This window comes from Bradyrhizobium sp. HKCCYLRH2047 (genome assembly GCF_051168175.1).
In the GTDB taxonomy this organism is placed as follows: domain Bacteria; phylum Pseudomonadota; class Alphaproteobacteria; order Rhizobiales; family Xanthobacteraceae; genus Bradyrhizobium.
Map to the genome: position 1 here is coordinate 220,449 of NZ_JBNPUM010000006.1, position 17,234 is coordinate 237,682.

The 17,234-nt window shown below is 65.7% G+C and carries 16 protein-coding genes; 14 read left to right on the forward strand and 2 right to left on the reverse strand.

All coding sequences use genetic code 11. From position 1 onward, the window contains the following. Nucleotides 1-692: 692 nt before the first annotated feature. Nucleotides 693-3,008: an ATP-binding protein gene (locus ACQR1D_RS16730; RefSeq protein WP_434839837.1), complete on the forward strand. Its 2,316-nt coding sequence runs from the start codon at nt 693-695 to the stop codon at nt 3,006-3,008. A gap of 18 nt (nt 3,009-3,026) precedes the next feature. Here ACQR1D_RS16730 and erpA read toward each other — a convergent pair whose 3' ends face one another. Beyond that, complete coding sequence (erpA, locus tag ACQR1D_RS16735) at nt 3,027-3,368, reverse strand: iron-sulfur cluster insertion protein ErpA (protein ID WP_315799813.1); 342 nt, start codon at nt 3,366-3,368, stop codon at nt 3,027-3,029. A 112-nt stretch (nt 3,369-3,480) separates the two neighbouring features. On the opposite strand from erpA, the gene ACQR1D_RS16740 reads away from it, so the two are divergent. The 12 genes from ACQR1D_RS16740 to surE all read left to right on the forward strand — a co-directional run bounded on the left by ACQR1D_RS16740 (nt 3,481) and on the right by surE (nt 15,885). After that, nucleotides 3,481-4,647 carry a deoxyguanosinetriphosphate triphosphohydrolase gene (locus ACQR1D_RS16740; protein ID WP_434839838.1) on the forward strand — a complete coding sequence of 389 codons (1,167 nt, stop codon included), beginning with the start codon at nt 3,481-3,483 and terminating at the stop codon, nt 4,645-4,647. Between the two features lie 8 nt (nt 4,648-4,655). Further along, nucleotides 4,656-6,452, forward strand: coding sequence for an arginine--tRNA ligase (gene argS, locus ACQR1D_RS16745; RefSeq protein ID WP_434839839.1), 1,797 nt, complete (start codon nt 4,656-4,658; stop codon nt 6,450-6,452). 95 nt (nt 6,453-6,547) lie between these two features. Beyond that, nucleotides 6,548-8,110: an SPOR domain-containing protein gene (locus ACQR1D_RS16750; protein WP_315799816.1), complete on the forward strand. Its 1,563-nt coding sequence runs from the start codon at nt 6,548-6,550 to the stop codon at nt 8,108-8,110. Between the two features lie 42 nt (nt 8,111-8,152). Continuing rightward, nucleotides 8,153-9,181, forward strand: a complete 1,029-nt coding sequence (nagZ, locus tag ACQR1D_RS16755; RefSeq protein WP_434839840.1) for a beta-N-acetylhexosaminidase — start codon at nt 8,153-8,155, stop codon at nt 9,179-9,181. Continuing rightward, complete coding sequence (locus ACQR1D_RS16760) at nt 9,178-10,017, forward strand: segregation and condensation protein A (RefSeq protein WP_315751001.1); 840 nt, start codon at nt 9,178-9,180, stop codon at nt 10,015-10,017. The genes nagZ and ACQR1D_RS16760 overlap by 4 nt, the downstream gene beginning before the upstream one ends. A gap of 19 nt (nt 10,018-10,036) precedes the next feature. Continuing rightward, complete coding sequence (gene scpB / locus ACQR1D_RS16765) at nt 10,037-11,134, forward strand: SMC-Scp complex subunit ScpB (RefSeq protein ID WP_434839841.1); 1,098 nt, start codon at nt 10,037-10,039, stop codon at nt 11,132-11,134. A 279-nt stretch (nt 11,135-11,413) separates the two neighbouring features. Beyond that, nucleotides 11,414-11,647, forward strand: coding sequence for a twin-arginine translocase TatA/TatE family subunit (locus tag ACQR1D_RS16770; RefSeq protein ID WP_006614346.1), 234 nt, complete (start codon nt 11,414-11,416; stop codon nt 11,645-11,647). A 112-nt stretch (nt 11,648-11,759) separates the two neighbouring features. Beyond that, on the forward strand, nt 11,760-12,287 hold the full coding sequence (gene tatB / locus ACQR1D_RS16775; protein ID WP_315799819.1) for a Sec-independent protein translocase protein TatB: 528 nt from the start codon (nt 11,760-11,762) through the stop codon (nt 12,285-12,287). Then, complete coding sequence (tatC, locus tag ACQR1D_RS16780) at nt 12,284-13,099, forward strand: twin-arginine translocase subunit TatC (protein ID WP_434839842.1); 816 nt, start codon at nt 12,284-12,286, stop codon at nt 13,097-13,099. Before tatB ends, tatC begins: the two co-directional genes overlap by 4 nt. 131 nt (nt 13,100-13,230) lie before the next feature. Then, complete coding sequence (gene serS, locus ACQR1D_RS16785; RefSeq protein ID WP_434839843.1) at nt 13,231-14,559, forward strand: serine--tRNA ligase; 1,329 nt, start codon at nt 13,231-13,233, stop codon at nt 14,557-14,559. 103 nt (nt 14,560-14,662) lie between these two features. Beyond that, a complete protein-coding gene (locus ACQR1D_RS16790; protein ID WP_434839844.1) occupies nt 14,663-15,022 on the forward strand; it encodes a hypothetical protein in 360 nt (119 codons plus the stop codon). 95 nt (nt 15,023-15,117) lie between these two features. Further along, on the forward strand, nt 15,118-15,885 hold the full coding sequence (gene surE, locus ACQR1D_RS16795; RefSeq protein ID WP_315799823.1) for a 5'/3'-nucleotidase SurE: 768 nt from the start codon (nt 15,118-15,120) through the stop codon (nt 15,883-15,885). A gap of 8 nt (nt 15,886-15,893) precedes the next feature. Here the strand turns inward: surE and ACQR1D_RS16800 are convergent, their stop codons facing one another. Then, the gene (locus ACQR1D_RS16800; protein ID WP_315799824.1) at nt 15,894-16,277 is read right to left on the reverse strand and encodes a response regulator; all 384 of its coding nucleotides are present in this window, start codon (nt 16,275-16,277) and stop codon (nt 15,894-15,896) included. A gap of 267 nt (nt 16,278-16,544) precedes the next feature. Between ACQR1D_RS16800 and ACQR1D_RS16805 the strand changes: the two genes are divergently transcribed. Beyond that, the gene (locus tag ACQR1D_RS16805) at nt 16,545-17,192 is read left to right on the forward strand and encodes a protein-L-isoaspartate(D-aspartate) O-methyltransferase (RefSeq protein WP_315800417.1); all 648 of its coding nucleotides are present in this window, start codon (nt 16,545-16,547) and stop codon (nt 17,190-17,192) included. Nucleotides 17,193-17,234: the final 42 nt, after the last annotated feature.

Here is a 17,234-nt window from a genome sequence, read left to right on the forward strand (position 1 = left end):
CATCGCTGTTGTGCGCGATGCAACGGGCGACACCGGCTTTAAATCTGCCTGCGCGCAGAAATTCATTTCTCCAACGCCTTCAAGCTGATTTGCCCTGTCCAGTCCTGCCGGGAAAAATTCTCTTGTTTCGCTTTGTCAGAAGTCGTGCTTTCATCCCGCCGTCCCGCCCCGGCACGAGGGGCGTATCGCGATCGTCACGACACGCGGGGTGGGATGCGATGGGCGCTTGGGGCTGCAGCATGGCGGATGCCGTGCGGACGAACAGCCTTGGCGCACGCCGAAATCGCATGGTCCTGGCCTCCCGACGCTGAGGCCACGCCGGTGGGACGATGATCCGCCGGTCACGGGGGCAAGACAGCCGGTCCCCGGGGAGAGTGCGTATAAGGCGTAGAGCCGTCGTGCAGGGAATGCCGGTTGACCGGCTGGACCTGTGGTGACTGCCGCCTGCTTTTTTTCTGCAGGCGGGCCATGGGTTGCGGCCAGCACCCGGCATTCCCTGCGCCCTCGACCTGAACGAGGGCGACATGGACGATCATGACTCGGGCACATCGTGCCGCGGGAACGACGACTTGCATCCAGCCCTGTCAGCGCGCGCATTCGGGGGTGCCGTAATTCTACGGGCGGAACAATTAACGCGGCTGAAGCAGCCGATCAGGCATGGCAAGGGATCACAAGGAAGGTTCTGCGCGCTCATGAATTGGCCTGGGGATCCCACGCGCTCGAAGCGAACGGCCGGCGGCAGCCCGCTGGGGGCCTTCTTCCTTTGGATCGGCGGCTTCGGGGCCATCGAAGGTCTCGACGACGAAGCGCTGACCGAGCGCGATCGCCGGCGCATCCGCGCGCGGCAGGTCGATGCCGTCGCGCGCCTCGTCCCCGTGACCATCGGCATCAACTTCGCCAACGCCGCCATCATCCTCGGCGTGTTCTGGAACACCGTCTCCAATCTCTTTCTCTTCGCGTGGGGCGCCGCGATCGCCGTGGCCGGCGGCATGGCGCTGCGCGGCTGGTGGCGCGCGCGCAAGTCGCGGCCGCAGGAGGCGTCCGAACGCGCCACCTCCCGGATGACGCTGCAGGCGTTTTTCTTGGCGACCATCTGGGGATCGCTGCCGCTGATCGTGATGCCGCAGGTCGATCCGCATCTGCAGATCATCGTGGGCTCGCTGATGACCGGGATGATCTCCGGTGGCGCGTTCGCGATGTCGAGCGTGCCGCGGGCTGGTCTCGCCTACACCTGGACCCTGATGCTCGCCTCGGTCGGCTCGCTTTTTCTTTGCGGCGGCGCGACCTATCTCGTGCTCGTCGTGTTCCTGCTGCTCTACACCTCGTTCATGGTGCGGCACCTGGTGTCGCACGGCAACGTGTTCCTGGAAAACCTGAAGGCGCAGATCCGGCACGAGCGCCAGAACGAGACGATCTCGCTGCTTCTGAAGGAATTCCAGGAGAACGCCGCGAGCTGGCTGTGGCAGACCGATGCCGAGGGCCGTCTGATCGACGCGCCGCAGCGCTTCGCCGACGTGGCCCAGCTTCCGCTCGATCAGCTCAAGGGCGAGCGGCTGATCGATACGCTGAAATATCTCTGCCCGACGGATACGGCGACGCTCAAGACGTTCGCCGATCGGATGGCGCAGCGGCTGTCGATCCCGGAGATCCTGATCCACGTCGTGGTCGCCGGCGGCGAGCGCCGCCGTTGGGCGCTGACGGCGCGGCCGGCGCGGGATCACGAGGGCAAGTTCGCAGGCTATCGCGGCTTCGGCCGCGACGTCACCGAGCGCTGGCGCGCCGAGCAGGCGGAAGCTGAAAGCCGCGCCAAGTCCGACTTCCTGGCGATGATGAGCCACGAGATCCGCACGCCGATGAACGGCGTGCTCGGGCTCGCTTCGACCTTGCTGGAGACCAAGCTCGACGACGAGCAGCGTCATGCGGTCATGACGATCCGCGAGTCCGGCGACAACCTGCAGCGCATCCTCAACGACATCCTCGATCTGTCCAAGCTCAACGCCGGCAAGCTCGAATTCGAGACGGTGGAGTTTTCGCCGGCGGCGCTGGTCGAGGCGGTTACTGCCATCATGGGCGTCAACGCGAAATCGAAGAGCCTGCTGGTCAACGCTGATATCGATCCGAAGCTGCCGCCGGCGCTCAAGGGCGACGTGGCGCGCATTCGTCAGGTGCTGATCAATCTCGCCTCCAATGCGGTGAAGTTTACCGAGCAGGGAGGCATCACCATCGCCGTGGCCTGCCGCGCGCGCGACGATCAGAAGGCGACCATCGAGTGGCGCGTCTCCGACACCGGCATCGGCATTCCCGCCGATCGGGTCGGCAAGCTGTTCACGGATTTCGCCCAGGCCGATGCCTCGATCAACCGCCGCTTCGGCGGCACCGGGCTCGGGCTCGCGATCTCCCGGCGGATCATCGAGCAGATGGGCGGGGTCATCGCGGTGTCGTCGGTGCAGGGCGAAGGCTCGACCTTCCGCTTCAGCCTGACCTTGCCGTGGAGCGACAAGCAGGTGTCCGATCAGCGCGGCGACCGCGTCGGCGCCGGCGACCTCAAGGCGCGGATCGAGGCGCTCGGTCGTCCCTTGCGCGTGCTGATCGCCGAGGACGACGCCACCAACCGCATGGTGGTGTCGAAGATGCTGCAGGAGTTCCCGGTCGACAAATGCATCGTTCCGGATGGCTTGCAGGCAGTGAAGGCGGCCGACGAACGGGAGTTCGACCTGGTGCTGATGGATGTCCGCATGCCGGAGATGGACGGCATCACCGCGACCCGGGCCATCCGGGCGAAGGGCGGACGGCTTGTCGCGCTGCCGATCATCGCGCTGACCGCGAATGCCTTCCCCGACGATATCAAGCAGTGCCGCGAGGCCGGCATGACCGACTTTCTGGCCAAGCCGTTGCGCAAGCCGGCGATGGTGGCGGCGATGCTGAAGGCGATCGGAACGCCCGCGCCGAACGTCGAGGCGCCGGCGCTTGCGCCGTCCGATGTCCCGGCCGCGACGGCGGAGGCCTGAGCTGATAATGAGGGGGCGCTAGACCGAGAAACTGGTGCCGCAGCCGCAGGAGGCGGTGGCGTTGGGATTATTGACCCGGAACGAGGCGCCCATCAGGTCGTCGACGAAATCGACCTCCGAGCCGGCGAGGAACGGCACGGAGGCCGGATCGACCAGCACCACGGCGTGATCGCGCTCGATCACGAGGTCGTCGTCGGCCTTGGCGCGGTCGATGTCGAACTTGTACTGGAAGCCGGAGCAGCCGCCGCCTTCGACCGAGATGCGCAACATCGCGCCGGCGCTCTCCTTGCCGAGGATCTCTCCGATGCGGCGGGCGGCGCGTTCGCTGATGGTGACGGGGCCGGTCGAGGCATCGGTCATGGCAGGAGGTCTCCGAGGGTCGTGCGTCATGCCCTATTCATTTGGTCCCGGGCACTCCCCATAGTTATGTGGGCTCCGCCGAGGAATCAAATCGCAAAAGGAACAATTGCCCGTGTCGGTCGGAATGGCTGCCCCCCGCGCTCCCTATTCCTGCGATCCCGATCGCAGCCGGGGCCGCCTGTTCGCCGAGCCGCCGTCCCGAACCCGCAGCCCGTTCCGCAGGGATTGCGACCGGGTGATCCATTCGACCGCCTTCCGAAGGCTCAAGCACAAGACCCAGGTGTTCGTCTTCCACGAAGGCGACCATTACCGCACCCGTCTGACCCATTCTTTGGAAGTCGCCCAGATCGCCCGCGCCCTGGCCCGCCAGTTCGGCCTCGACGAGGACCTGACGGAGACCCTGGCATTGGCGCATGATCTCGGCCATCCGCCGTTCGGCCATGCCGGCGAGCGCGCGCTGAACCGCTGCATGGCGGACCATGGCGGCTTCGACCACAATGCCCAGACATTGCGCATCGTCACCTCGTTCGAGCAGCGCTACCCCGATTTCGATGGCCTCAACCTGACCTGGGAATCGCTCGAAGGCATCGTCAAGCACAACGGGCCGTTGCAGGCGCCGATCCCGCCGGGAATCGCCGAGTTCAATGCCCGGTTTGACCTGGAGCTGTGGAGCTACGCCTCGCTCGAGGCCCAGGTCGCCGCGCTCGCGGACGACATCGCCTATGACGCCCACGACATCGACGACGGGCTGCGGGCCGGCCTGTTCACGGTCGATGACCTCCAGGAGATTCCGCTGCTCGCGGCGATGATCGCCGAGATCGACCGGCAATATCCGGCGCTCGATCCGATCCGGCGCGGCGCCGAGCTGGTGCGCGAGCTGATCTCCTACCTGATCGCCGCTGTAGCGGCCGAAGCCGAGCGCCGGATCACGCGGGCGCAGCCGATGTCGCCGCACGACATCAGGCGGCACAGCGGGCCGCTGGTGGCATTTCCGGCCGATGTCGCCGAGCACGAGGCGACGATCAAGGGGTTTCTCTGGCAGCGGATGTACCGCCATGAGCGGGTGATGCGGGTGATGCGCGACGCCGAGCGCATCGTCGCCGACCTCTATGGCCGCTACCATGAGGACGGTTCGACACTGCCCGCAGGCTGGCTGGACGGTTGCGACGGCGAGGGCGATCGGGCTCGCCGCATCGGCCATTTTATCGCCGGAATGACGGACCGTTTCGCCTTAACCGAGCACCACCGGCTTTTTGACTCGACTCCGGATTTGCGTTAGGCGGCGGCATGGTCGAACAAGCTTCCACCCCTTACCTTTTTGCCGACATGCTCGCGCGTGTCCACGCCATCTGCGCCATCATCGCCAAGCAGGGCGGCTGGCCCGAGGGCATCGATTTCTCGCGCGTGGTGGTCGAGCCGCCGCGCGATCCGAGCCATGGCGACATGGCCACCAATGCCGCGATGGTGCTCGCCAAGGAGGCGAAGGCCAAGCCGCGCGATCTCGCCGAACAGATTGCCGAGCGCCTGCGCGCCGATGAGCTGGTCGCCAAGGTCGACGTCGCCGGACCCGGCTTCATCAACCTGACCCTGCAGCCGACCGTCTGGGCGCAAGCGCTCGGCACGATCCTGCGCGAAGGCGCTGCCTACGGCCGCGTCGCGCCGGTGCCGGGCGCGCCGAAAGTCAATGTCGAATACGTGTCGGCCAATCCGACCGGGCCGATGCATGTCGGGCACTGCCGCGGCGCCGTGTTCGGCGATGCGCTATGCAGCCTGCTGCAGTTCGCCGGGCGCGACGTCACGCGCGAGTACTACATCAACGACGCCGGCGCCCAGGTCGACGTGCTCGCGCGCTCCGCCTTCCTCCGCTATCGCGAGGCGCTCGGCGAGGACATCGGCGCGATTCCGGATGGGCTCTATCCCGGCGACTATCTCAAGCCGGTCGGGCAGGCGCTGGCGACCGAGCACGGCGACAAGCTCAAGGCCATGCCTGAGACCGAGTGGCTGCCGATCGTACGCGACAAGGCGATCACGATGATGATGGCCGAGATCAAGGACGATCTCGCCGCGCTCAACATCCGTCATGACGTGTTCTTCTCGGAGCGTTCGCTGATCGCAGGTAGCACCAACAAGGTTGCCGACACGATCGAGTTCCTGCGCGAGCGGGGCGACGTGTATGAAGGCCGTCTGCCGCCGCCGAAGGGCGCGCCGCCCGAGGACTGGGAGGATCGCGAGCAACTGCTGTTCCGCGCTACCGCCTATGGCGATGACGTCGATCGTCCCCTGATCAAGTCGGACGGCAGCTACACCTATTTCGCCTCCGACATCGCCAATCACCGGCACAAGTTCGAGCGCGGATTCGCCGACCTGATCGACGTGTTCGGCGCCGATCACGGCGGCTACATCAAGCGCATGCAGGCCGCGGTGAAAGCGGTGACCGCCGGACAGGCGGTGCTCGACGTCAAGGTCGTGCAGCTCGTCAAGCTGTTGCGCAATGGCGAGCCGGTGAAGATGTCGAAGCGCTCCGGCGACTTCGTCACCTTGCGCGAAGTTGTTGATGAAGTGGGGCGCGATGCGGTCCGTTTCATGATGCTCTATCGCAAGAACGACGCCGTGCTCGATTTCGACCTGGCCAAGGTGATCGAGCAGTCGCGCGACAATCCGGTGTTCTACGTCCAGTACGGTCACGCGCGGGGGCATTCGATCTTCCGCAATGCGCGGGAGAGCGTGCCCGAGCTGCCGGAGGAGGAGGGGGCACGGCTGGCGTTCCTCCGCGAGGCCAACCTCGAAAAACTCTCCGACTCGGCCGAACACGACCTCTTGAAACGCCTGGCACTGTACCCACGTACGGTGGAGAGCGCGGCCCTGGCGCATGAGCCGCACCGGATCGCCTTCTACCTGTATGAACTTGCAAGCGAATTTCACGCCCTCTGGACGCGGGGGCGGGATTTGCCCTATTTACGCTTCATTATCGATGATGATGCAGAATTGACCAAGGCACGTTTGGCCATGGTTCAGGGCGTCGTCTCGGTTCTGGCGTCGGGACTTGCGATCTTGGGCGTTAATGCTCCTGATGCAATGCGCTGATTGGGGGAAACACACGACTTCAGTTGGGGGCCTCAATCTGGCAGGGTCCGCCTTAGGACGCATATGCGGCTCATCCGCAGGGACGCTTCATCACGATGGCTGATCGTTACCAGGACAGACCCTTTCCCGCTGATGGTTTTGGCCGTGGTGGAAACCAGCAGGCCGATGCCGATCCGCTCGCCGAACTCGCTCGCCTGATCGGGCAGAACGATCCTTTTGCCGCCTCGGGCCGGGCCACCCCGCAGTCTCAGCCGCGCCCGATGGCGCGCCCCGCGGCGCCCGCGCCGGAACAGCCGGTCCCCGGCATGCCTTCGGCCGGGGCTCCGGCCTGGATGCAGCGAGCCCAGCCTGCCGCCGCCAACCCCTTCGCCGACATGGGCCGCGAGCCGCCGCAGCCGGCGCCCGCACCGCCGGCCTTTCCGGCGGGCTATCAGGATCCGCGCGGCCAGCCAGGCTTTCCTGATCAGGATTTCGCGCCCGCGCCCGCTCCCCGGCAGCAGCAGGGTTATCCGAACGCGGAGTTCGCCGATCAGTTGTCCAAGCTCGACTACAGCGTCGGCGAGTCGCGCCACGGGTTCGCCGAGAATGATCGCGACTACAACCGCGACAATGGCTTCGATGACAACGAGCCGGACTCCTCGCGCTATGACGATGCGCTGTTCGGGCAGATGGGCTCGGGACAGCAGGGGTTTCAGGGCGACAACGATTTCCAGGACAGCCAATACGGCTATCAGGACGGTTACGACGAAGGCGAGGAAGAGGAGCGGCCGCGGCGGCGCAGCGGCATGAGCACCGTGCTCGCGGTGCTGACCCTTGCGGTGGTCGGCACCGGCGGCGCCTACGGCTACAAGACCTACATCTCGTCCGGCCGGACCGGCGAGCCGCCGATCATCCGCGCTGACAACAGTCCGACCAAGATCATGGCCCAGCAGGATCCGACGCCGAAGGTGCCGGATCGGCTGCTCGGCAATGACGGCGGCGAGAAGCTGGTGTCCCGCGAGGAGACGCCGATGGATCTGAACACCCGCGGCGGCAATCCGCGCGTGGTGTTCCCGCAGATGAACCAGAATGCGGCTCCGCCGCCGGTCAGCGCCGGGGCGGCCCCGATGTCGCAGATGGCCAATGCCAATGGCATTTTGCCCAACAGTGATCCGCGTCCGATCAAGACGCTGTCCGTGACGGGAGGCAATCAGGCCGCCGCGGTCGATCCGCCGATGCCTGCGACGCCTGCAACCAAACCGGCGGCGACGCCGAAGGGCCGTAAATCGCCGGCCAACGCCAACGCGTCGGCCGCCAACGACAGCCCGATGCCGCTGACACCGCAGCCGGCCGCGCCGGCGAGCGCGCCGGCCCGGATCGCCGCCGCCGTGCCGGTCACCGAGCAGACCCAGAACGATCGGACCGGCGGTTATCTGGTCTCGATCTCGTCGCAGGCCAGCGAGGCCGAGGCGATGACATCGTACAAGGCGGTGCAGGACAAGTACGGCGCCGTGCTGGGCAAATACGAGCCGATCATCAAGCGGATGGATCTGGGTGAGAAGGGTGGCGTCAGGTACCGAGCGGCCGTCGGGCCCTTCGCGACGAAGGAAGAGGCCAACAAGATGTGCGGATCGTTGAAAACTGCCGGCGGACAGTGTTTCCCGTTTAGCAACAATTAAGGCTCGCTTGACCGCCTCCGAGGCGGGGTCTATGCGGCCCGCATGACCATGCGGGCTTTCATTACCGGCATCTCCGGACCTGATCTCAGCGACGCCGAGCGCGCGTTCATCCGCGAGTTCAGGCCCTGGGGCTTCATCCTGTTCAAGCGCAACGTCCAGTCACCCGCCCAAGTGACTGAACTGGTTGAGGAATTAAGGGCCTGCGTCGGCCGCGCCGACGCTCCCGTCCTGATCGACCAAGAGGGTGGCCGGGTGCAGCGCCTGGGGCCGCCGCATTGGCCGGCCTATCCCGCCGGCGTGGTGTTCGACCGTCTCTACGACCTTGATTCGGCCGCAGGCCTCCGTGCCGCCTGGCTCAGCGCCCGCCTGATCGCCGATGACCTGATCGCGCTCGGCATCACCGTGGATTGCCTGCCGCTCGCCGACGTCCCCGTCGCCGGTGCCGATGCCGTGATCGGGGATCGGGCTTATGGCACGACGCCGGCGAAGGTCGCTGCAATTGCCCGGGCGGTGACGGAGGGGCTGGAGCAGGGCGGCGTGCTGCCGGTCCTGAAGCATATTCCCGGGCATGGCCGGGCCACCGCCGACACCCATTTCCGCCTGCCGACCGTGGACGCGCCAGAAGCGGAACTCGACGCCACCGATTTCGCCGCCTTCGGGCTGCTGGCCGACCTCCCGATGGCGATGACTGCACATGTTGTGTTTAGCGCGATCGACGCCGCCCATCCGGCCACGACTTCTGCGACAATGATCGAACGGGTGATTCGCAAACGGATCGGGTTCCAGGGTTTGTTGATGAGTGATGACGTTTCCATGAACGCATTGGCCGGATCGATCGCCGAGCGCACGCGTGCGATCGTGGCGGCCGGCTGCGACATGGTTCTGCATTGCAACGGCAAGCTCGACGAGATGCAGGCCGTGGCCGCCGAGACGCCGGAGCTGGCCGGCCAAGCCCTGATCCGCGCCGATCGTGCACTTGCGGCGCGCAAGGCACCCACAGGCTTCGATCGTGACGCCGCGCGCGGCGAGCTCGACGCCCTGATCAACCGGCTGGGACCCGCGAGCGCATGACCGCTGAAATTCTGTCGTTTGAAACCGGCCGTCCCACGACGGAGCTGGCCGAGGCCGAGCCGGCGTTGGTCGTCGACGTCGAGGGCTACGAGGGCCCGCTCGACCTGCTGCTCGCGCTGGCGCGGCAGCAGAAGGTCGACCTCGCCAAGATCTCGATCCTGGCGCTCGCCGACCAATATCTTCAGTTCATCGAGGCCGCCCGCAAGATCCGGCTGGAGCTCGCCGCCGACTATCTCGTGATGGCGGCCTGGCTCGCCTTTCTGAAGTCGCGCCTGCTGCTGCCCGAGCCGCCGGCGCAGGAAGGTCCGAGCGCCGAGGAGATGGCCACGGCACTTGCCAACCGGCTGCGCCGGCTGGAGGCGATCCGCGAGGCCGCCAATCGCCTGATGAACCGGCCGCAGTTCCAGCGTGACGTGTTCCCGCGCGGCAACCCTGAGGCCATCGCGGAGGTCCGTCGTCCCAAGTTCACCGCGACCCTGTTCGACCTGCTTTCGGCCTATGCCATCCAGCGGCAGTCGCGCGTCGTCACGTCCGTTCATATGGCCAAGCGCACCGTCTGGTCGCTCGCCGAGGCGCGCGCGTCGCTCGAACGGCTCGTCGGCATGACGGAGGTGTCGGACGACTGGGGATGTCTCGACGACTACCTGCTGGACTACGTCGTCGAGCCTGCACAGAAGGCCACCGTCTTCGCATCGAGCTTTGCGGCCGTCCTCGAACTGGTCCGCGAAGGCAAGCTCGAGCTGAACCAGAAGCAGGCGTTCGCGCCGCTGTATTTTCGTAAGCGTCCACCGATCCAGCCCGGCGCCATGGCTGCGCCGGACTTGACGGTTGAGTAACGAACAAGGAGACCCTGCCATGGCAAGCTTGGCGGAACTGCGCATGGAAGAGCCCGACGAGATCGCGATCGAGCCCGCGGCGCGCCCCGAAGAGTTGCGCATCCTCGAGGCTCTCCTGTTTGCCTCAGCCGAACCGCTCGAGCAGGCCGCGCTCGCCAAGCGTATGCCTGAAGGTGTCGACATCAAGGCCGCACTGGCGCAGCTGCAGGCGGAGTACGCCAATCGCGGCGTCAATCTCGTGCGCGTCGCCAGCAAATGGACCTTCCGCACCGCCGGCGATCTCGCCTGGCTGATGACGCGCGAGAGCACCGAGACGCGCAAGCTGTCGCGTGCGGCGATCGAGGTGCTGGCCATTGTCGCCTATCATCAACCGGTGACGCGCGCCGAGATCGAAGAGATCCGCGGCGTCGTCACCTCCAAGGGAACGCTGGACGTTCTGCTGGAGACCGGCTGGATCAAGCCGCGCGGGCGCCGCAAGACCCCGGGCCGTCCGCTGACCTTCGGCACCACCGATGCGTTCCTGGCCCAGTTCAGCCTGGAGACCCTGGGCGATCTGCCAGGCCTGGAAGAGCTGAAGGGCACGGGCCTGCTGGATTCCCGCCTGCCGACCGGCTTCACCGTCCCGACGCCATCGGACGATCCGACGCTCCGGGAGGACGAGGAGCCGCTGGATCCGGGCGATCTCGATCTGGCGCTTGCGCCGGCGGTCGAGACCGAACCTGGCGACGCTGAGGAGGCAGAGGCCGAAACGGCGGAGATGGAAACAGTCGCAGCCGAGACGGCGGCGGCCGAGGCTGCCGAGGGCGAGATGGGAACCGCCGAGACCGCGGTTCAGGACGACGCCTCGTCGCAGGTCGCCGTTGGCGATCTGGAACTGCCCGGCACCGATGCGGAAACCGACACGACGGAGCTGGACTTCGCCGTCGAGGAGACCGAGCTCGAGCAGGAGGACGAGGCCGTGACCGAGCTCGTCGAAACTTCTGCCGAGGCTCAGTCTCAGGTGGAGGACGAGGCAGAAGCAGAGGCCGAGATCGACGCGGCAGACCACGAGATCGACGCCGCCGATGACGAGCACGATCGCGATACCGACGAGGACGGCTCGCCGCACCAAAACTAGTGGTCGGAGCTGTTAACACTCGCGTTATTACGTAGGTCCCGCCGCGAATTGTCGGACCTTAAGTGCTTGTTTTTGGAGGCGTTGGCGCCTACCTTCCGCCCAGATCGGGCTGTCCGCGCGCTATTTTCGGCCGGTGCTAGGCCGCGTTCGTGTTGCTGTTTCGCAATCGAATGCTAGAAGCGAAGTGTCGCGGTCAAGTCCATGGATATGACGCGGTTTCGGCGGTAGCGTCGACGGGCAGTCGGGTGAAGGCTGCGCCGGTGTTTGGAGGGTTGCAGGATGGGTTCGCTTAGCATTTGGCACTGGATCGTCGTGATCGCGGTCGTCCTGCTGTTGTTCGGGCGCGGCAAGATTTCCGATCTGATGGGCGACGTCGCGCAGGGCATCAAGGCGTTCAAGAAGGGCATGCAGGACGACGACAAGGCGCCGGAGAAGACCGAGCCCGTCAAGTCGATCGATCATGGCGCCACGCCTTCGGCCACCCGCACGGATGTCGGCAGCAAAGCCGTTTGATCTGCGCGTGAAAGGCGCGGGCGGCGCGCCCCCGCAGGGACGGCACCGGGACCTGTTCAGGCAGGCCCGGGCAGGCGGGATCAGAGGCGTCGTCGCGTAGGCGGATTGTTTCATGTTCGATATCGGCTGGAGTGAGCTGCTCGTCATTGGGGTCGTCGCGTTGATCGCGATCGGTCCCAAGGAGCTTCCGGGCGTCCTGCGCATGGTCGGGCAATGGATCGGCAAGGCGCGCCGGATGGCCTCGGAGTTCCAGGGCCAGTTCCAGGAGGCGATGCGCGAAGCGGAAATGGCCGACCTCAAGAAGAGTTTCGACGAGGTCCGTGAGGCCGCCAGCGGTTTCACCCCGACCGGCGTGATCTCCTCGTTGCAGCGCGACGTCGACAAGGCTCTCGATATCGAGGGGATCGACAAGCCTACTGAGCCGGCGCCCGCACCGGACGCGGCCGCTGCTTCGTCCGAGCCTCCTTTGATGACCCCGACGACCCCCGAACCGCCACAGGCCGAGACCTTCGTGGAGGCTGAAGCTCATCAACCGGTGGGCGAGCCGCTGGCGATCGTACGTGAAATCAAGCCCGAGCCGCAGCCCGAAATGTCTGCGTCAGCAGAAGCTGAACGCCTGAAGGACGCCAAAGCGTCATGACCGTCGAAGATATCGAGGCCAGCAAGGCCCCGTTGATGGACCACCTGATCGAGCTGCGGTCGCGGCTGATCAAGGCGCTGCTCGGCTTCGGCGTGGCCTTCATCTTCTGCTTCTTCTTCGCCAAGCAGATCTACAACATCCTGGTGCTGCCGTTCGTCTGGGTGGCAGGTGCCGAGAACAGCAAGTTCATCTACACCCAGCTGCTCGAATATTTCATCACGCAGCTCAAGCTGGCGATGTTCGGCGCCGGCTTCATCTCCTTTCCGATCATTGCGACGCAGATCTACAAGTTCGTGGCGCCCGGCCTCTACCGCCACGAGCGCAATGCTTTCCTGCCTTACCTGATAGCGACCCCCGTCTTCTTCGTGCTCGGCGCCATGCTGGTCTATTTTGCGGTGTGGCCGATGATCGTGCGCTTCTCACTCGGCATGCAGCAGCTCGGCGGCCCCGAGACGGCGCAAATCGCGCTGATGCCCAAGGTCGGCGAATATCTGTCGCTGATGATGTCGCTGATCTTCGCCTTCGGCATCGCATTCCAGCTCCCGGTCATCCTGACCCTGCTTGGGAGGATCGGCATCGTCACCTCGCAGATGCTGAAGGAGAAGCGGCGCTATTTCATCGTGATCGCCTTCATCATCGCGGCCGTCCTGACGCCGCCCGACGTGCTCAGCCAGGCCTCGCTGGCATTGCCGCTGCTCGCGCTGTACGAGGGCGCGATCATCGCGGTCGGCATCGTCGAGAAGCAGGCGGCCGCGGCCAAGGCGGGCACTTCGTCGGGCTCCGGCAACTTGCCGACCACGCCAGCGGAATAGGGCAGGCCCGCAATCCCGGGCTCCATCCCCGGGCGTTGCCTGTTCCCATCCGCCGCCATTCGCGGTAGTGCAGGCCGGCCCGTGATCCACGGCGACTCGCCGACATCCATCGTTCCCAGGACCGAACGACCATGCACGACATCAGATCGATCCGCGACAATCCGCAAGGTTTCGATGCGGCGCTGACGCGCCGGGGTCTGTCGCCCCAGTCGTCGCAACTGCTTGCCATCGACGAGCGGCGTCGCGCGGCGATCCTGGCGTCCGAGCAGGCGCAGGCCCGGCGCAACGCCGCTTCCAAGGAAATCGGCGAGGCCAAGAAGGCCAAGGACGAGGCGCGTGCGAGCGCGTTGATGGAGGAGGTCGCGAGGCTCAAGACCACGATGCCGGAGCTCGAGGCCGCAGCGAAGCAGGCCGACGAGGAGCTGGCGCGCGAGCTGTCAGCGATTCCGAATCTGCCGCTCGACGAGGTGCCCGACGGCAAGGACGAGCACGACAATGTCGAGCGCCATGTGTTCGGTGCCAGGCGCAACTACGCGTTCGCGCCTAAGCCGCATGACGACATTGGCTCACCGCTCGGCATGGACTTCGAGGCCGCCGCAAAACTGTCGGGCGCGCGGTTCGTCGTCCTGAAGAAGGGACTGGCGCGGCTGGAGCGCGCGCTCGGGCAATTCATGCTCGACCTGCACACGACCGAGCACGGCTACACCGAGATCAACCCGCCGCTGCTGGTGCGTAACGACGTCATGTTCGGCACGGGACAATTGCCGAAGTTCGAGGACGACCAGTTCTGGGCCGTGAAGGGCGAGCTGATTGCGGAGCCGGATGATCGCCTCAAGACCGAGCGGCTCGGACTCATTCCAACTGCTGAGGTTGCCCTGACCAACCTCGTGCGCGAGTCCATCGTCGACGAGAAGGAGCTGCCGATGCGGCTCACGGCGCTGACGCCGTGCTTCCGCGCCGAGGCAGGCGCGGCCGGCCGCGACACCCGCGGCATGATCCGTCAGCATCAGTTCACCAAGGTCGAGCTGGTCTCGATCACGACGCCGGAAGCCAGCAAGGACGAGCATGAGCGCATGCTGGCCTGCGCCGAGGAGGTGCTGCGCCGGCTCGATCTGCACTATCGCGTCATCACGCTGTGCACCGGCGACATGGGCTTCTCCTCGCAGAAGACCTACGACATCGAGGTCTGGATGCCGGGGCAAGGCGATGGCGGCGCCTTCCGCGAGATCTCCAGCTGTTCGGTGTGCGGCGACTTCCAGGCGCGCCGCATGGATGCACGCTATCGCGGAAGTGACGGCAAGCCGCGCTTCGTGCACACATTGAACGGCTCGGGCACGGCTGTCGGCCGTGCGCTGATCGCGGTCATGGAGACCTATCAGCAGGCCGACGGCTCGATCGCGGTCCCCGATGTGCTGCAGCCCTATATGGGCGGCCTCAAGGTGGTGGCCGCCGAGCCATAGCGCCGCGGCAAATTGCATCCGCCCCGGTCGCCGCCATTGCGTGGCGGCCGGCGGGTCGTATCCTCCGGTTCTGTTCAGCAATTGCTTTTCAGAAACCGGCAACATGGTCCTGCATCGGGATATTTTCTGGATCGGGCGGCAATGGGCCGTCACCGGCTCCGGCATCCAGGCGGTCGATCAGCGCCTGAAGGGAGCGTTCGACGTCGATTGCTCGAGGGTCTGGGACGAGGGTCTGCACGACTCGCTGCGCGGTCAGCCCTGGTTCAACCCGGTCGACTTCGAGAAGGCGTTGAGTGTCGCGCGGGCCCGGTTTGCAGCAGTGCCGCCGACCGAGCCTTCAGCAGTGCCGGCGCCTCCTGCTCAGCAGGCAGCCGGCGTATCCGGCACGTCCAGCCTACCGTTGAGGCTGGGCATACGAGGGCAGCTCGCCAGGTTCCTGCCGCAGTGGCGGATCCGGCATTGACCGGGTGATGCCGGCGAGCGCTCGGGTTTGCCTCGCTGCGGCACAGCAGATAAGACACCCCCGAACGATGCTTTCGAAGAGACGGAAGGTTGGCCATGCGGATTCTCTGCACCAATGACGACGGGATCCATGCGCCGGGTCTCAAGGTGATCGAGGAGATCGCACGCGCCCTGTCCGACGACGTCTGGATCGTGGCGCCCGAGCTGGACCAGAGCGGCGTGTCGCATTCGCTTTCGCTCAATGATCCGTTGCGGCTGCGCGAGGTCGGCCCGCGGCATTTCGCGGTGCGCGGCACGCCGACCGACTGCGTCATCATGGGGGCCCGGCATATCCTGGGGGCGAAGCTGCCCGACGTGGTGCTGTCCGGCGTCAACAAGGGCCGCAACGTTGCCGAGGACGTGGTCTATTCGGGCACCATCGCCGGCGCGCTCGAAGGCACCATTCTCGGCTTGCCGTCGTTCGCCCTGTCGCAGGAATTCAGCATCGCCACTCGCGACAAGCCGTCCTGGGACACCGCGCTCAAATTCGGCCCGCAGATCGTGCGCAAGGTGCTCGAAGCCGGCGTGCCGAGGAATACAGTGATCAACGTCAACTTCCCCGCCTGTGCACCGGAAGAGGTCAGGGGCGTCGTGGTCACCCGCCAGGGCAAGCGCAATCTCGGCTTCTTGAAGGTCGATGAGCGGCGCGACGGCCGCGGCAACCCCTATTTCTGGATCGGCTTCGACCGGGCAGCTTCGCTCGATTTGCCCGACGAGGGGACGGACCTCGCAGCTCTCGCGGCGCACTACGTGTCAGTGACTCCGCTTCGCCTGGATCGCACGGACGAGGCGTTCTCCGGCAAGCTCAGCGACATTCTCGGCTGAAGCGCCTTCTACCCCTGCGGCTCAGCGCCACGCAGGGCATGATCGATCGCCTTTCCGAGCGTCTCGAGCTGGAACGGCTTCTGCAGGGCCGGCCGGTCGCGATATTCTTCCGGCAACCCCGACGAGCCGTAGCCGGTTGCGAAGATGAAGGGCCGGTTGCGCGCCTTGATGAGATCGGCCACCGGCGAGATGACCTTGCCGTTGACGTTGACGTCGAGAATGGCAACGTCGAAATAGGTGCTCTCGGCCAGCCGCATCGCTTCGCCGATTTCGCCGGCCTCGGCCGCGACGGTGTAGCCGAGCTCTTCCAGCATGTCGGCCACCATCATTCGGATCATGACTTCGTCTTCAACCAAAAACACAGAGCCGCGCGGCGGCCGCGGTGCAGTCATGATGTCAGTCCTTGCCCATATCCGATTTGACGCTCGCAAATAACGGCTTATGGCGCAACGTCAACAATGTCGTCTTTCATGGCCGTGCGGCGTGGGCACGATCGCCCATAAGGTGAACGAACCGGACCCGACTTGGTTCCTCGTGCGGAACGCGGTCGTCGTCGGGACCATGACGGTGCATCCTGGTTGCGACGGGCGCGCGGAAAATCGGTGCGCAACCCTCGCCCGGCAGGTAAATTGCGCAGGAGCCCACCAACCGACATCCCGATGCCCCCAGCTGCTCCTCCCGAGAAAATGATGTTTCAGCTGACCCTGCGTCGGCGCGGGATCAGCGATCAGGCGGTGTTGCGTGCGATGGAAGAGGTGCCGCGGGAGGAGTTCGTTCTGCCGGCCGACCGCCCGGACGCCTATCGCGACAGCGCGATGGCGATCGCTTGTGGACAGACCATCAGCCAGCCCTTCGTCGTCGCCTACATGACCGAGCAGCTCAAGCTGCAGAAGTCCCATCGTGTCCTCGAAATCGGGACGGGGTCGGGGTACCAGGCCGCGATTCTGTCCAGGCTGGTTACCAACGTCCTGACGGTGGAGCGCTTCCGGACATTGGCCGACAAGGCCAGGGAGCGGTTGGAGAAGCTCGGCTGCTTCAATGTCGAGGTCATGCTCGGCGATGGCTACGCGCTGCCGCCGGGGGGCGGCCAGTTCGACCGCATCATCGTAACGGCGGCGATGGATGAGATTCCCCAGAGCCTGCTCGACCGGCTGGAGCCGGACGGTATCCTGATCGCGCCGGTCGGGCCGCAACACGGGGTGCAGACGCTCGTCAGGATCACGCGGACGGGTGATCGTTTCGACCGAAAAGAGCTCGTCGACGTGCGATTTGTGCCGGCAATTCCGGGAATTGCGCGCGAACTCTAAAGAGACGGATCAGCAGGCCGCACAACGCTTTATTCGCGGCTT

What these genes read in the sequence shown, in the direction of transcription:
- ACQR1D_RS16750 (WP_315799816.1), top strand. Translation starts at nt 6,548, where the DNA reads ATGGCTGATCGTTACCAGGACAGACCCTTTCCCGCTGATGGTTTTGGC.
- ACQR1D_RS16800 (WP_315799824.1), bottom strand. Translation starts at nt 16,277, where the DNA reads ATGACTGCACCGCGGCCGCCGCGCGGCTCTGTGTTTTTGGTTGAAGAC.
- ACQR1D_RS16730 (WP_434839837.1), top strand. Translation starts at nt 693, where the DNA reads ATGAATTGGCCTGGGGATCCCACGCGCTCGAAGCGAACGGCCGGCGGC.
- serS (WP_434839843.1), top strand. Translation starts at nt 13,231, where the DNA reads ATGCACGACATCAGATCGATCCGCGACAATCCGCAAGGTTTCGATGCG.
- ACQR1D_RS16790 (WP_434839844.1), top strand. Translation starts at nt 14,663, where the DNA reads ATGGTCCTGCATCGGGATATTTTCTGGATCGGGCGGCAATGGGCCGTC.
- scpB (WP_434839841.1), top strand. Translation starts at nt 10,037, where the DNA reads ATGGCAAGCTTGGCGGAACTGCGCATGGAAGAGCCCGACGAGATCGCG.
- tatC (WP_434839842.1), top strand. Translation starts at nt 12,284, where the DNA reads ATGACCGTCGAAGATATCGAGGCCAGCAAGGCCCCGTTGATGGACCAC.
- surE (WP_315799823.1), top strand. Translation starts at nt 15,118, where the DNA reads ATGCGGATTCTCTGCACCAATGACGACGGGATCCATGCGCCGGGTCTC.
- argS (WP_434839839.1), top strand. Translation starts at nt 4,656, where the DNA reads ATGGTCGAACAAGCTTCCACCCCTTACCTTTTTGCCGACATGCTCGCG.
- erpA (WP_315799813.1), bottom strand. Translation starts at nt 3,368, where the DNA reads ATGACCGATGCCTCGACCGGCCCCGTCACCATCAGCGAACGCGCCGCC.
- ACQR1D_RS16805 (WP_315800417.1), top strand. Translation starts at nt 16,545, where the DNA reads ATGCCCCCAGCTGCTCCTCCCGAGAAAATGATGTTTCAGCTGACCCTG.
- nagZ (WP_434839840.1), top strand. Translation starts at nt 8,153, where the DNA reads ATGACCATGCGGGCTTTCATTACCGGCATCTCCGGACCTGATCTCAGC.
- ACQR1D_RS16760 (WP_315751001.1), top strand. Translation starts at nt 9,178, where the DNA reads ATGACCGCTGAAATTCTGTCGTTTGAAACCGGCCGTCCCACGACGGAG.
- ACQR1D_RS16770 (WP_006614346.1), top strand. Translation starts at nt 11,414, where the DNA reads ATGGGTTCGCTTAGCATTTGGCACTGGATCGTCGTGATCGCGGTCGTC.
- tatB (WP_315799819.1), top strand. Translation starts at nt 11,760, where the DNA reads ATGTTCGATATCGGCTGGAGTGAGCTGCTCGTCATTGGGGTCGTCGCG.